Origin of the sequence: Limnobacter sp. CACIAM 66H1 (genome assembly GCF_001601825.1) — a bacterium.
GTDB lineage: Bacteria > Pseudomonadota > Gammaproteobacteria > Burkholderiales > Burkholderiaceae_B > Limnobacter.
Genome location: NZ_LUJK01000067.1, coordinates 1 through 13,595 on the forward strand (window position 1 = coordinate 1; position 13,595 = coordinate 13,595).

Below are 13,595 nucleotides of genomic sequence, written 5' to 3' on the forward strand. Positions count from 1 at the left end.
GAACAGCGGCAATTTTAATATTTTTCATGATGATCTCCTGATTGACTCGAATTGGAGGGTTGTTTTTCTAAACCCATGCCTTCAGTCTAGTCAGGGGCACATGTCAGCTACCTTCCCGGTACATTACAAATATTTAATCTTCACCAAATTCGGGGTGGTTATACTGTGCTTCGGTGCACCAAATGAAGACAATTCAATGAAACTGCTTTTGATCGAAGACGACCTGCGGCTGGCCGATTACCTGAAGAAGGGACTGACCGAAGAAGGTTTTGTGGTCGATTTGGCACGCAACGGGATTGACGGTTTGCATTTGGCCACCCAAGGCCTTTACGACGTGATCATTCTTGATGGCATGTTGCCCGACATTGATGGTTTGGCCGTATTAAGTGCGTTACGCCAATCCAAAAGTATTCCGGTACTGATGCTTACCGCCCGCGCCATGGTTGAAGACAGGGTGAGCGGCCTGAAGGCCGGTGCAGATGACTACCTGGTGAAACCCTTTGCGTTTTCCGAGCTCGTGGCCAGGCTTCACGCCCTGGGGCGCCGAACTTCAACAGTTGCAGCAGAGAGCCAAACAACCGTATTGACCCTGCTGGACCTGGAGTTGGATGCGGTGCGCCGCACGGCCAAACGCGGCGGCAAGGATTTGCGGCTAACGGCCAAGGAATTTTCATTGCTGTGGCTGCTGCTTCGCCGCAAGGGAGAAGTGATTAGCCGCACCGAAATTGCAGAACTGATTTGGGACATGCATTTTGACAGCGAAACCAATGTGATCGATGTGGCCATTCGCAGGTTGAGGATCAAGCTGGACGACCCTTACGAAATTCCGCTGCTTCATACCATTCGGGGCATGGGGTATGTTCTTGAGATTCGGGCGCAGGGCAAGGAGTGACCGTGAAATCAATTTCCAGAGCCACCATCGGTTTGACCAGCTCCGTCAGTGTACTGGGCGTGGTTTTACTCGCAGTGCTTGTGTATTGCTGCATCCACTTTTGGCAGGCCAAGCAACAGGAAGAAACCGCCAACCGCGCGCTTCATGCAGTTGAACACCTTTTACTAAAACCTGCTTCCGAATATTCACCCGAAGACGTGAAACATGGCCTGGAAGAAGTGTTGGGAGGGCAAGGTCGAACCCAAGCCCGCGTTGTTGACAGCCAGGGCAATCGCATGTTCGGGCCAGAGGTGTTCTTCAACGGAGAGGGATCTGTTCGGGAATTCTCTCAAGTGTTTGAAACCGAACTTCCCCAACTGCAAGCCAAACGGGTTGAACTGGCGGTAAGCACCGTAGACGACGAACGTTTTCTGAACTTCATTTCAGGAATTTTTGCATCGTCCATCGTGTTGTGGATCCTGGTGTCGGTGTTGATCAGTATGCGACTGATTCGCCTGGTTTTGCGCCCCATCAATCGACTGACAGAACGCATTCACAATTTGGGGCCACGCTCGCTTGATGTTGTGCTGGACGACCACAAGGCCCCGCTTGAATTGCGACCCTTCATCGACGGATTCAACCGCTTACTGGGGCAACTGCGCGAGAACCGGGAGCAATTGAAACTGTTCAACAGCAATGTTGCACATGAATTGAATACACCACTGTCGAGCTTGACCATTAGCCATGAGCTGCTTCAACGCCGCAAACTGATTGAAGGTGAGGACCTTCAAAAAATTGTCGGTGATCACCTCGACGAACTCGACCGCATGGCACGAATTATTCGCAGCATGCTGTTTCTGGCCAATGCAAACCAGGGCAGAGAACTGCAACTTCAACCTGTGCCAAGTCTTCGTCAGTTGGTGATATCAGTCGCGGAATACCTTGAACAGTTGGCCGAAGACAGAGATCTTCGCATCACAGTTAAAAGCGATGCCACGGTGGAGGCTGAAACCGAATTGATTAAACGAGCAGTGAGCAATTTGCTGTCCAATTCAATTCGGTATGCGCAGGCCAACACAGAAATTATCGTACACATTACCCGAGAAGCAGAGAGGGTGTGGATCAAGGTTTCGAATGAAGGCCCGACAATTGACCCAGTCAAACTGAACCGTTTGTTTGAACCCTTTTTTCGTGCTGAAGAGGGGCGAAGTGACACTGGGAGCAATCACGGACTTGGCCTGGCCATTGTGGCTGCAATTGCGAAACTGCATGGTGGTGATGTGTTTGCAAGCAGCGAAAATCAAGTTACGGTAATTGGCTTTTCGATTCGCCGCGCTCTCCGATGTAGCATTCTCCCATCCACTTGACTAATTGCCGAGCGGATGGAAATTGTCTTTTCAAAAAACTATTTTTGAATTTTCGTGACCACGATTTTACCGTTTACTTTTTCGGCCTGAAATTTGACCTGATCACCCACCTTGACCGTGGAAAGCATTGCTGGGTCCGCAACCTTGAATACCATGGTCATCCCAGGCATTCCGAGATTATCAAGCGGTCCATGCTTCAGCGTGACCGTACCTTGAGCAGTATCAATCTTCTTGACTTCGCCATCGGTCATGGCCATGTCTGCGCCCTTGGTGTCATTCATGTTTTTCATTCCATCCATTCCCTGCATGCTTTGATTACCCATGCCTTTCATATCAGCCATGCCGGGGTCAGCTGCAAAGGCAGAAAAGGTCGATGCGGCGGTCAAGATCAAAGCCATTCCCAATTTATTCATTTGTTTCGTATATTTCATTGCTAAACCTCTCATGTGGTGTGTATGGGTGTTGTTTCATTGAAACTTACAGTGCAAGTTCACGAACCCAGAATACTGCCTGAAGCCCTTCAATTGCCTGACTTTTTCATTACATGTTTGACCGATTCACTCACCTGAATCGGTCCAGAAGTTTTGGGTTCAAAAAATCAACCGCAAACCAACCCGGTATTCTGTAATCGGAGAAAGATTCGAGCCACTTTGGGTTTCTGGATAAAGTGTTCGACTCACTTCAATGTAGGGAGCAAATTTTCGGCTGAACTCGTAGCGTGCCTGCACACCAAAATCCGCCTGATACAAGCCACTTGCCACTTCCTCACTAAGATTTGAGGCAGACCATTCGCCATTGATGAATGGCCGCAGAATAAACCGGTTTGTCATCAGAAAATCATTCTCAAAACGGGTACGCGCAAGCACTTTACCGTCGCTTCTGACAAACATCTGCAAATCCACATCAAACGCATAGGGCGCAAGGCCTCGCAAGCCAATTACGGCATAGTCTTCGCCCACAGGCTTTGAGTCGTGGCGGATACCGCCCTGCAAATCCCAAAATGGTGCAATGTAGCGACTGTACAGCGCCTGGGTTTCTACTACTTCGGTGTTGCCTTGGCGGCGTTCACCATCAAAACGCCATGCGAATCGATTGTAGTCCCCACCAATCCAGCCTTCTGCACCGAGAAGTTGAATTGAACCCGGTTGATTTCTGACTTTTCCGCTATCCACTTCAATTAACGTGTAAGAGTAAATTGATTCATCTTCCATCGCCATCGCAGGCATTGAGACGGCCCCAACAGCAACCACACCCAACACTCCCAGAGAACGAATCCACTGGAACGACCAGGTTGATTTGTATGAACGAACATTGCGGTTCATTACGCCACCTCCATCAGTTGAAACATGCCCGCGGCAGCGTGATAAAACAAATGGCAATGGAAAGCCCACACACCCTCATCCTCGTAAGTTGCGTCTACTTCGACAGTCTGTGCAGGGGCCACAATCACCGTATGCTTTCTGGGCGCAAATTCACCGTTTCCGTTAACCAGTTCCATAAATACTCCATGCAAATGCATGGGGTGTTCCATCATTGTGGTATTTACAAACTTGATCCTGAAGCGCTCGCCCAATTTCACTTTGAATGGTGTTGAGTCCGAAAACTTTTTATCGTTAATACTCCAGAAGTAGCGGTTCATATCCCCTGTCAGGCGAACCAATATTTCCCGCTGTGGAGGACGGGGGTCTTTGTTAGGCTCCAGCGATCGCAAATGTTGATAAGCAAGTCGACGCAGACCGTCTTTATCTGGGGCAACAACAATGCGCGCGGAGGGCACCTCCGCCACTTTGGCTGGAGCCATGTCCATTCCCGGCATCGTGTCTTGATCTGGAACAGGGGCAGTAGATTCAGACATGTTGTTCATGTCCATGCCCGCCATTGAGTCCACAGCGGGGCCTTCGTTGGGCTGTGGCATCGACATGCCTTTCATGCTGTCGTTGGTTTGTGTCGATGAAGGTTCAGGCATTGTGCCATCTCCCATACTGGCCATTCCGTCCATGGCCCCCATGCCCATGTCAGCCATGGTTCGAACGGGGTAAGGTCCCTGAGATGGAACTTCCGCACTCATGCCTGCCCTCGTCGCAAGCGTGCCTCGAGCGTATCCGATGCGAGCAATGGTCGGTGCGAAAATGGTGTACGGCTTGTCCTCTTTGGGTTCGACAATCACATCATAGGTTTCACCGTTGCCAATGCGGAACTCATCCACCTGAACAGGTTGAACATTCTGACCATCGGCCTGCACGATCATCATGGGCAGCCCGGGAATCTGGAAATCGTATAGGTTCATGGGTGACGCATTGATCACGCGAAGCCGCACACGCTCACCGGGTTTGAACAATGCCGTCCAGTTTTGATCTGGGCGCAGACCGCCCATGAGAAATGACCATTCCTCACCGCCATCACTGTAATCGGTGGGGTCCATTCGCATTTTCCCCCACTCCATCCGATCTGCCCAAATTGCTTTGCGTGTCGCCTCATCAGGCGCGTCTGCAAGCTGCTTCAGGAATTGGGGCGTTGTAATGCGCCGATAGTTGTAATAGCCGTCTACCTTCTTCAGATTCGCAAGCACTTGTGCAGGAGAGTCATCATTCCAGTCGGACAATACAACCACATAATCCCGGTCATACTGAAAGGGCTCGGGCTCACGGGGTTCTACAATCAGTGGCGCAAACATGCCTGCAGCTTCTTGCAGGCCTGCATGGCTGTGGTACCAGTAAGTACCGCTTTGGCGCAGTGTGTAGCGATACGTGAAGGTTTCTCCCGGAAGAATTCCAGGAAAGGTAACGCCCGGCACACCATCCTCGGAATTCGGCACCAGCAGGCCATGCCAATGAATGGCTGTGGCCTCATCGAGCTTGTTGGTTACATTGACAGTAACCTCATCGCCTTCCAGAAACCGTAACAAAGGCCCCGGCATCGTGCCGTTCAAGGTAATCGCACTGGCCTCGCGGCCGGTGATATTGATCTTCGTGTTTGCGATGGTCAAGTCAAACTGCTTGGCAGGGCGCCCCTTGGGAATCTCGACTGCGGTAATTGCCCCAAAAGCAGGATCCCAAGGCAGCAAGGCTGCGGCCCCTAAGGCACTGCTTTGTAGCAGGAACTTTCGCCTGAAAGCATTAAGCTGTTGATGTTGAATTGTTTTTGTTTGCTTCATACCAAAGATCTCCAGTTGGCTTTTCCTTAAAATGCCATGTGATGGGCAAAAAGTCGCTTAACTCATGTCTCGTTAAAACCACATCCGTCCAAATACCTCATCCTTATTCACCACCAAATGCTTGAGTGCGGCCAATACATGGATGGCCACGAACACCACCAAAACCCAAGCCGTCAATTCGTGAATATAAAAAAGTTGATCGGATAGCGCAGGGTTCTGAGCCACCAAGCGCGGGATTTCGATGCCGAAAAAAAGCGGTGCCCTCCTCGCTCAAAGAGGCAGCAGCAAATCCCGTGAGCGGCATTAAAATCATGGCAGCGTACAACAGACCATGCGTAAACTGCGATACAACCAATTGCCATGTTGGCTGATGCGTTGCGAATGTTGGCGGCTTGTGGGTTAAACGCCACGCAGTGCGCAAAGCAATAAGCACAAATGCAATCAACCCCAGGGATTTATGCAAATTGAAATACCACTCACTGCCCGGCTGGCCCTCAATATCCATCATGTACCAGCCCAGTCCGACCAAAATCACAATCAGGAACGTCAATGTCCAGTGAAGAAAAACAGCAGGCTTGCTGTAACGATTCAGGGTAGATTGAATTGAATAACTCTCTGTATTTATACCCACGCAATTTCTCCGCAAGATCGACAAGTGTGTTTTTTACTTTGTATAAAGATTGTCGAAAATTGAAAACACAGGCAAGTTTTTTTGAAAGCCAAGAAAATTTCTGCATTCATTCATTTTGAGTCTCGAAGAGGTTACAGATACGCGGCACAAATTGACAGCGACCAAATTGCCGTGGTGTAATCTGAGAATGTATCGCTCATTTATCCTCACGTTGCTCATGTTTCTGCTGCCGCTCCAGGCCTCTTGGGGCTCGGTGGCGGATTACTGCGCGCATGGTGAGCTTGTTCAACAAACAGCACATTTTGGCCACCATCAAGATGAACATCATGCCCACAATGGCCAAACGGATGCAGGTGACGATCAAGATAGCCAATATCCGCAAAACCACGACCATTCGCATTCATCCAGCTTTATCGGCTTTTCGGCTGACAACGCGAACGGCGTGATCATTGATTTCAGTTCACCCCAACAGGTGCTGAGCACTTCTAAGTATTCCTTTTTCTGTCAAACCCGCCCTGAACGCCCCAAGTGGCCTGTGTCTGCCTGATTACGGCGACACGACACCTGTCTTTACACCTTATTAAACGACTGCGTTAATTCGTCTCGCCGATTCTTTCCTTTGTACACCGGAGAAATCGATGCGAAAAATATTGCTAACGCTGGCTGCGACCGCGTTGCTGCCCAGTGCCGCCATGGCTCAGGGCAACACCCCCGAATACACCAGCAATGGGCTGAATTCCCCATCCGGGCAAGCCAGCTTGCCGCGAACAACAAACCTTACTTTGAACACCGCACTTGAAAGGGCCTATGCGGCAAACCCTGAACTGGCAGCGGCCCGAAATGCGCTGCTGGCACAAGACGGCACCATACGCCAGGCTGAAACCCGCCCCAACCCCGAGTTGCAGGCCCTGGTTGAAGACACGCGAAGTGCAACCCGCACCAGCACCCTGCAACTGAACCAGCGCATTGAACTGGGCGGAAAGCGTTCTGCACGAATTGATGCAGCCGAGCGCGGCAAGAACGTTGCTGAAGCTGACCTTGCCATGGTGCGGGCCACCCTGCAAACCGAAGTCACCTCTGCTTTTTACGACACGCTGGTTGCACAGGAACGTGTGCGGCTTGCCCAATCTTCCATCGACCTGGCACAAAGCGCCCAGCGTGCTGCACAAAAAAGGGTTGAAGCAGGCAAGGTATCGCCTGTCGAGGCCACCAAAGCGGGCATTGCATTGGCTGGCGCACGCGTGGATTATGCACGCGCTGAAAGTGCGCTGAAATCGTCTAAAAAACGTTTGGCCACCGCCATGGGAGAATCCCGGGTCGGTTTTGAAACCGTTGAAGGCAATCTTGAAAACCTGCCCGAGCTGCCCGCCATCGAGACACTGGAAGACAGGTTGCAGCAATCGCCTGCATACCGGAAAGCCCAAATTGAAGTGGACCGCCGCAAGGCCATTAGCGAGGTTGAACGCAGCAAAGGCGTACCCGATGTGACGGTGAGCCTTGGTGGGCGAAAAAATCAGGAACTTGGCTTGAACCAGGCCATTTTTGGGGTATCCATTCCCATCCCTGTTTTTGACCGCAACCAGGGCAACTTGCTTGAATCACTGCGACGCGCCGACCAGGCCAAAGATGAACTGACAGCAACGCAATACCGCTTGTCTCGCGATTTACAAGCCGCATACGAAAACCTGAGCGCGTCCCGCGAGGAATTCCTGGCCTTGCGTGACAGCATTTTGCCCAGTGCAGAAAGCGCCTACAACGCTGCAAGCAAGGGTTTCGAGATGGGCAAGTTCAGTTTTCTGGAAGTGCTGGACGCACAACGCACCCTGTTTGATGCCATGGCGCAAAGCCAGCAATCGCTCGCCCAATCCCACCGGTATGCCGCCGAACTGCAAGGGATTCTTGGGCAAACACCAGCCAATATTCAGTAGGACCACTTAATCATGAAACGCAATTTCAGCAAGAAACAAATCATTTCCATCGCCCTGCTTGTTGCAGTGGGTGCCCTGCTGCCAGCCCTTGTTTTAACCACAGGCAATTCCCAGCCTGGGCAAACCAATGGCACACAACTTGAACAAGCCAACCCCAATGAACCTGTCAAAGGACCCAAAGGGGGCAAGTATTTCGCGCAAGACGGCTACGGGGTCGAAGTGACCATTTTTGAGGACGGCGTAGAACCCGAGTTCAGAATTTACACCTACAAAGACAACGCCTTGCTGCCTCCAGAAGCCACCAAGGCAAGTATTGAACTTGAGCGCCTAGGCCGACAGCCGCAAACCATTAACTTTGCACCTGCAAACAATTTTTTGCGCGGCGATGCCGTGGTGTTTGAGCCCCATTCATTCCGTGTTGCCGTGAATGCGCAACATGAAGGCAAGCAATACCGCTTCGCTTATGACCAGATCGAGTTCCGAATCGACATGAGCGCCGAACAAATGAAACAAAGCGGCATTGAACTGGCCACAGCCGGCCCAGCCAAAATCAAAAGCAGCATTGAGTTGATCGGCGAAATCCAGTTCAACAGCGACAACACGGTACGCGTGGTGCCACGCTTGAGTGGCATTGTGGAATCTGCCCCCGTGAACGCGGGTGATCAGGTTAAAAAGGGACAAGTGCTGGCCGTAATTTCCAGCCAAACCCTGGCAGACCAGCGAACCGAGTTGCTGGCAGCGCAAAAACGCCTGGCATTGGCCAACACCACATTCGAGCGGGAAAAGAAACTGTGGGAAGACAAAATATCAGCCGAGCAAGATTATCTGCAAGCGCGCAATACCAAGCAAGAGGCTGAAATTGCAGTGCTGAACGCACGGCAAAAGCTCGCCTCGATCAATGGCGGCGCCACCATTGGAAGCCAACTGACCCGCTATGAAATTCGGTCACCGATATCAGGCACCGTGGTGGAAAAAAACATTGCTTTGGGGCAGGCGTTGAAAGAAGACGCCAACATTTTCACGGTGGCCGATTTGTCCACCGTGTGGGCCGAAATGACGATTTACCCCAAAGACCTGAACACAGTGAAGGTAGGCCAGCAAGCCACCGTGAAAGCCACGGCATTTGAATCGGAAAGCGTGGGCAAAGTGGCGTATGTGGGTTCCCTGGTGGGTGAACAAACCCGCACCGCCACTGCACGCATTGTGTTGCCGAACCCCGATTCTGTGTGGCGCCCCGGCCTGCCAGTGAAAGTTGAACTGGTGGCCGAGGAAAGTGAAGTACCGGTTGCCATTTCAACCGAAGCCCTTCAAACCATTCTGGATGGACCGGCCGTGTTTGGCCGCTATGGCCAACAGTTTGAGGCACGCCCGGTTGAACTGGGCCGCAGCGATGGCAAAACCGTTGAAGTGTTGGGCGGCCTGTACGCGGGTGAGCAATACGCGGCAACCAACAGCTTCCTGATCAAGGCGGACATCGGCAAATCAGGGGCAAGCCATGACCATTGATTCAACGCTTGCCCACATCTGCACCACCCTTTGCCAATGCACGCAAACAGAGGAAGTACCGAATCATGTTTGAAAAAATAATCCGTTTCGCCATCGAACAACGATGGTTTGTGATGCTGGGAACCGTGGGCCTGATTGCCCTGGGTATTTACAGTTATCAAAAATTGCCAATCGACGCTGTACCCGACATTACCAACGTTCAGGTTCAAATCAACACCTCCGCACCAGGCTACTCGCCGCTGGAGTCTGAACAGCGCATTACCTTTCCCATTGAAACTGTGATGGCCGGTTTGCCCGGTCTGCAGGAAACCCGTTCGATTTCACGCTACGGCCTGTCGCAGGTCACCGTGATTTTCAAGGAAGGCACCGACATTTATTTCGCACGCCAACTGGTCAATGAACGCGTTCAGCAAACCAAGGGGCAACTGCCCGCCGGAATCGATCCCGCGATGGGGCCAATTTCCACGGGTTTGGGTGAAATTTTCATGTGGACCGTGGAAACCAAAGAAGGTGCAGTAAAGGAAGACGGCACACCGTATACCCCCACTGATCTTCGCGAAATTCAAGACTGGATTATCAAACCCCAACTGCGAAATGTACCCGGCGTGACCGAAATCAACACCATTGGCGGTTACGCGAAAGAATTTCAGATTGCCCCCTTGCCTGACAAACTGGTTGCCCAAGGTATTTCCCTAGACGATCTGCTGCGGGCTGTTGAACAAAATAACAGCAACGTGGGTGCGGGTTATATCGAGAAACGGGGTGAACAGTATTTGATCCGCGCACCGGGACAACTCAACAACATTGCCGACATTGAAAACGTGATTGTGTCAAACCGCGCCGGTGTGCCCATTCGTATTAAAGATGTTGCGCAGGTTTACATTGGCAAAGAACTTCGCACCGGCGCCGCCACAGAAAATGGCAGAGAGGTGGTGCTGGGCACGGTGTTCATGCTGATTGGTGAAAACAGTCGCGTGGTGTCGCAAGCGGTGTCAAAAAAACTGGAAGAAGTAAACCGGAACCTGCCGGAAGGGGTAGTTGCGCAAACCGTTTACGACCGCACGGTGCTGGTGGACAAAGCCATCAACACCGTGAAAAAAAACCTGATTGAAGGCGCCATTCTGGTAATTGCAATCCTGTTTCTTTTTCTGGGCAATATTCGCGCGGCCATCATCACGGCGATGGTAATTCCACTGTCCATGCTGTTCACGTTTTTTGGCATGGTCAATAACGGGGTTAGTGCCAACTTGATGAGCCTGGGCGCACTGGATTTCGGCATCATCATTGACGGTGCCGTGGTCATTGTTGAAAACTGTGTGCGCCGCTTGGCCCATGCACAAACCAAAGCGGGGCGAACACTCACGCGCAAGGAACGCTTTCATGAAGTGTTTCTGGCCTCCAAGGAAGCGCGACGATCCCTGCTGTTCGGCCAACTCATCATCATGGTGGTTTACCTGCCCATTTTTGCGCTCACCGGTGTGGAAGGAAAAATGTTCCACCCCATGGCCTTCACCGTGGTGGCGGCACTGCTGGGTGCCATGATTCTCTCGATCACCTTCATTCCGGCAGCGGTGGCTTTATTGATCACCAACAATGTCAGCGAGAGAGAAAACCGCATCATGACGTGGGCAAAGCGTGGATACGAACCCGCACTGGTCAAGTCCATGGCCAACAAACCGGTGGTGCTTTCAATTGCCGTGGTGTTGGTGGTTTTATCGGGTTTGCTGGCAACCCGCATGGGCAGCGAATTTGTGCCCAGCTTGAATGAAGGCGACATTGCCTTGCAGGCCCTGCGTATTCCGGGCACCAGCTTGAGCCAGGCCATTGGCATGCAAACTGAACTGGAAAAAACAATCAAGCAGTTTCCTGAGGTGGACCGTGTATTTGCCAAAATTGGCACGGCCGAAATTGCAACCGACCCGATGCCACCAAACGTGGCAGACAATTTCGTGATGCTGAAACCCACCTCGGAATGGCCAGACCCCAGCCGCAGCAAAACCGACCTGGTGGAGGCCATGCAAACCGCTGTCATGAAAATACCAGGCAACAACTATGAATTCACCCAGCCCATTCAAATGCGGTTCAATGAACTGTTGTCGGGTGTGCGAAGTGATGTGGCTGTGAAGGTATTCGGCGATGACCTGGACACGCTGAATACCGTGGCCGGAGAAATTTCCGAAGTGCTAGAGAAAGTTGATGGCGCAGCAGACGTGAAAGTAGAACAAACCACGGGCCTGCCCATGCTGACCGTTCAAATTGATCGCGAAAAAACTGCACGGTTTGGCATCAACGTGACCGATGTTCAAAACACTGTTGCCATGGCCGTTGGTGGGCAGGAAGCAGGCGTGCTGTTTCAGGGCGATCGCAGATTTGACATCACCGTGCGCTTGCCTGAAGCACTGCGAAACGACTTGCAAGCCATTGCCCGGCTACCCATTCAGTTGCCAGGCAACACGGCTGGCAGCGACATGCCCCTGTTTGTTCAACTGGGCGATGTAGCAAGCCTGGACATTGCGCCCGGGCCGAACCAAATCAGCCGGGAAAATGGCAAGCGCCGCGTGGTGGTAACCGCCAACGTGCGTGGCCGCGACATTGGTTCATTTGTGGCCGATGCTCAAAGCCAGATTCAGCAGAAGGTGAAAGTACCAGCAGGCAACTGGATCAGCTGGGGGGGTACGTTTGAACAGTTGCAATCGGCCTCCAAACGACTGCAAATTGTAGTTCCGCTGTCACTGTTTCTGGTGTTCCTGTTGTTGTTCATCATGTTCAACAACGTTCGGGATGGTTTGATTGTGTTCACGGGTGTACCGTTTGCATTGACTGGCGGTATTTTGGCCTTGTGGTTGCGCGACATTCCATTGTCAATTTCAGCGGGGGTGGGCTTCATTGCACTTTCTGGTGTGGCGGTGCTGAACGGGCTGGTGATGATTTCATTTATCCGCAGCCTGCGCGAGGAAGGCATGCCCTTGGACAAGGCCATTCATGACGGTGCCATGACACGGCTTCGCCCGGTGCTGATGACCGCGCTGGTGGCTTCACTTGGCTTTATTCCGATGGCGATTGCCACGGGTACCGGCGCTGAGGTTCAACGGCCCCTGGCCACAGTAGTAATCGGGGGAATTCTGTCATCAACCGCCCTTACCCTGCTGGTGCTTCCCATTCTTTACCGGTTGACCCACCGCAAGGAAGAGGAAATGAACGTTACTGATCAACAAGCAAAACCTGCTTACAACACATAGGCTAGCAACATGGGCTGGATTATTTTGAAGTACCTGACCACCGCAGGCCTGGTGGTCCTTATTTCCGAAGTGGCCAAGCGCAGTGACAAACTGGGCGCGTTGATCGCAGCGTTGCCCATGGTCACGGTGCTGACGCTGATTTGGCTTGCTGTTGAAAAGGCACCGCAGGAAAAAATTGCCAACCACGCCTACCTGACATTCTGGTATGTGCTGCCCACCCTGCCCATGTTTTTGGCCTTCCCCTGGCTGTTGCCCAAGGTGGGGTTTGTGTTCTCGCTGGCGGGCAGCGCATTGCTTACTCTGGTTTGCTTCGCCATAACAGTGAAAGTGGCAGCGGGTTTTGGTGTTCAACTTTGGTTTAAATAAGGGGTAGACAATATGGGCGCAGGACATTCCCATGATGTGAAAGTAGAAGGATACGAAAAACCATTGTGGATTGCTTTGATATTGACCACCAGCTTCATGGTGGCCGAAGTTGTGGGCGGCATATTCACCAACAGCCTGGCTTTGATTTCCGATGCAGCGCACATGTTCACCGACTCGGCAGCATTGGCTATTTCATTGCTGGCCATCCAAATTGGTAAAAAACCGGCTGATACAAAGCGAACATTTGGATACTACCGCTTTGAAATTCTGGCGGCTGCTTTCAATGCAATTCTGCTTTTTGTGGTGGCTATTTATATTTTGGTGGAAGCATACCTGCGAATTTCAAATCCGCCTGATATTCAATCCAACATGATGCTGATCATCGCTTCCCTGGGCCTGCTTGTAAATTTCATCTCCATGAAGCTCCTGAGCCAGTCTAAAGACGACAGCCTGAATGTTAAAGGTGCCTACCTTGAAGTTTGGGCGGATATGCTGGGCTCTGTGGGCGTGATCGTGGGTGCCTTGTTGATTCG

12 protein-coding genes and 1 pseudogene are annotated in these 13,595 nt (G+C 51.8%); 8 read left to right on the plus strand and 5 right to left on the minus strand.

Annotated features, from left to right (window positions below; genetic code table 11):
• Nucleotides 1-196 precede the first annotated feature (196 nt).
• Nucleotides 197-892 carry a heavy metal response regulator transcription factor gene (locus A0129_RS14375; protein WP_291716063.1) on the plus strand — a complete coding sequence of 232 codons (696 nt, stop codon included), beginning with the start codon at nt 197-199 and terminating at the stop codon, nt 890-892.
• A gap of 2 nt (nt 893-894) precedes the next feature.
• On the plus strand, nt 895-2,238 hold the full coding sequence (locus A0129_RS14380) for an ATP-binding protein (protein WP_291716065.1): 1,344 nt from the start codon (nt 895-897) through the stop codon (nt 2,236-2,238).
• A gap of 38 nt (nt 2,239-2,276) precedes the next feature.
• On the opposite strand, the gene A0129_RS14385 is transcribed toward A0129_RS14380, so the two are convergent.
• The 5 genes and pseudogenes from A0129_RS14385 to A0129_RS14405 form a co-directional block, all read right to left on the minus strand.
• Entirely contained in the window at nt 2,277-2,561 is a 285-nt protein-coding gene (locus A0129_RS14385) for a copper-binding protein (RefSeq protein WP_240605764.1), read from the minus strand.
• 267 nt (nt 2,562-2,828) lie between these two features.
• Nucleotides 2,829-3,560, minus strand: a complete 732-nt coding sequence (locus A0129_RS14390) for a copper resistance protein B (RefSeq protein ID WP_105027840.1) — start codon at nt 3,558-3,560, stop codon at nt 2,829-2,831.
• The gene (locus tag A0129_RS14395) at nt 3,560-5,392 is read right to left on the minus strand and encodes a copper resistance system multicopper oxidase (RefSeq protein WP_105027839.1); all 1,833 of its coding nucleotides are present in this window, start codon (nt 5,390-5,392) and stop codon (nt 3,560-3,562) included. Before A0129_RS14395 ends, A0129_RS14390 begins: the two co-directional genes overlap by 1 nt.
• A gap of 72 nt (nt 5,393-5,464) precedes the next feature.
• Nucleotides 5,465-5,617 carry a cytochrome b/b6 domain-containing protein gene (locus tag A0129_RS14400; RefSeq protein WP_291716067.1) on the minus strand — a complete coding sequence of 51 codons (153 nt, stop codon included), beginning with the start codon at nt 5,615-5,617 and terminating at the stop codon, nt 5,465-5,467.
• A gap of 103 nt (nt 5,618-5,720) precedes the next feature.
• A pseudogene (locus A0129_RS14405) lies at nt 5,721-6,023 on the minus strand (cytochrome b); the annotation flags it as partial.
• A 187-nt stretch (nt 6,024-6,210) separates the two neighbouring features.
• On the opposite strand from A0129_RS14405, the gene A0129_RS14410 reads away from it, so the two are divergent.
• The 6 genes from A0129_RS14410 to A0129_RS14435 all read left to right on the plus strand — a co-directional run.
• A complete protein-coding gene (locus tag A0129_RS14410) occupies nt 6,211-6,570 on the plus strand; it encodes a hypothetical protein (RefSeq protein ID WP_291716069.1) in 360 nt (119 codons plus the stop codon).
• A gap of 91 nt (nt 6,571-6,661) precedes the next feature.
• On the plus strand, nt 6,662-7,951 hold the full coding sequence (locus A0129_RS14415) for a TolC family protein (RefSeq protein WP_105027837.1): 1,290 nt from the start codon (nt 6,662-6,664) through the stop codon (nt 7,949-7,951).
• 12 nt (nt 7,952-7,963) lie between these two features.
• A complete protein-coding gene (locus A0129_RS14420; RefSeq protein WP_291716071.1) occupies nt 7,964-9,457 on the plus strand; it encodes an efflux RND transporter periplasmic adaptor subunit in 1,494 nt (497 codons plus the stop codon).
• Between the two features lie 65 nt (nt 9,458-9,522).
• On the plus strand, nt 9,523-12,696 hold the full coding sequence (locus tag A0129_RS14425) for a CusA/CzcA family heavy metal efflux RND transporter (protein ID WP_291716073.1): 3,174 nt from the start codon (nt 9,523-9,525) through the stop codon (nt 12,694-12,696).
• Between the two features lie 9 nt (nt 12,697-12,705).
• On the plus strand, nt 12,706-13,062 hold the full coding sequence (locus tag A0129_RS14430; RefSeq protein WP_105027835.1) for a DUF3147 family protein: 357 nt from the start codon (nt 12,706-12,708) through the stop codon (nt 13,060-13,062).
• A gap of 12 nt (nt 13,063-13,074) precedes the next feature.
• A partial coding sequence (locus tag A0129_RS14435) for a cation diffusion facilitator family transporter (RefSeq protein ID WP_291716075.1) occupies nt 13,075-13,595 on the plus strand: 521 nt, incomplete at its 3' end.

Coding starts and splice junctions, on each gene's coding strand:
- A0129_RS14375 (WP_291716063.1), top strand. CDS start 197: ATGAAACTGCTTTTGATCGAAGACGACCTGCGGCTGGCCGATTACCTG.
- A0129_RS14385 (WP_240605764.1), bottom strand. CDS start 2,561: ATGGGTAATCAAAGCATGCAGGGAATGGATGGAATGAAAAACATGAAT.
- A0129_RS14390 (WP_105027840.1), bottom strand. CDS start 3,560: ATGAACCGCAATGTTCGTTCATACAAATCAACCTGGTCGTTCCAGTGG.
- A0129_RS14395 (WP_105027839.1), bottom strand. CDS start 5,392: ATGAAGCAAACAAAAACAATTCAACATCAACAGCTTAATGCTTTCAGG.
- A0129_RS14410 (WP_291716069.1), top strand. CDS start 6,211: ATGTATCGCTCATTTATCCTCACGTTGCTCATGTTTCTGCTGCCGCTC.
- A0129_RS14415 (WP_105027837.1), top strand. CDS start 6,662: ATGCGAAAAATATTGCTAACGCTGGCTGCGACCGCGTTGCTGCCCAGT.
- A0129_RS14420 (WP_291716071.1), top strand. CDS start 7,964: ATGAAACGCAATTTCAGCAAGAAACAAATCATTTCCATCGCCCTGCTT.
- A0129_RS14425 (WP_291716073.1), top strand. CDS start 9,523: ATGTTTGAAAAAATAATCCGTTTCGCCATCGAACAACGATGGTTTGTG.
- A0129_RS14430 (WP_105027835.1), top strand. CDS start 12,706: ATGGGCTGGATTATTTTGAAGTACCTGACCACCGCAGGCCTGGTGGTC.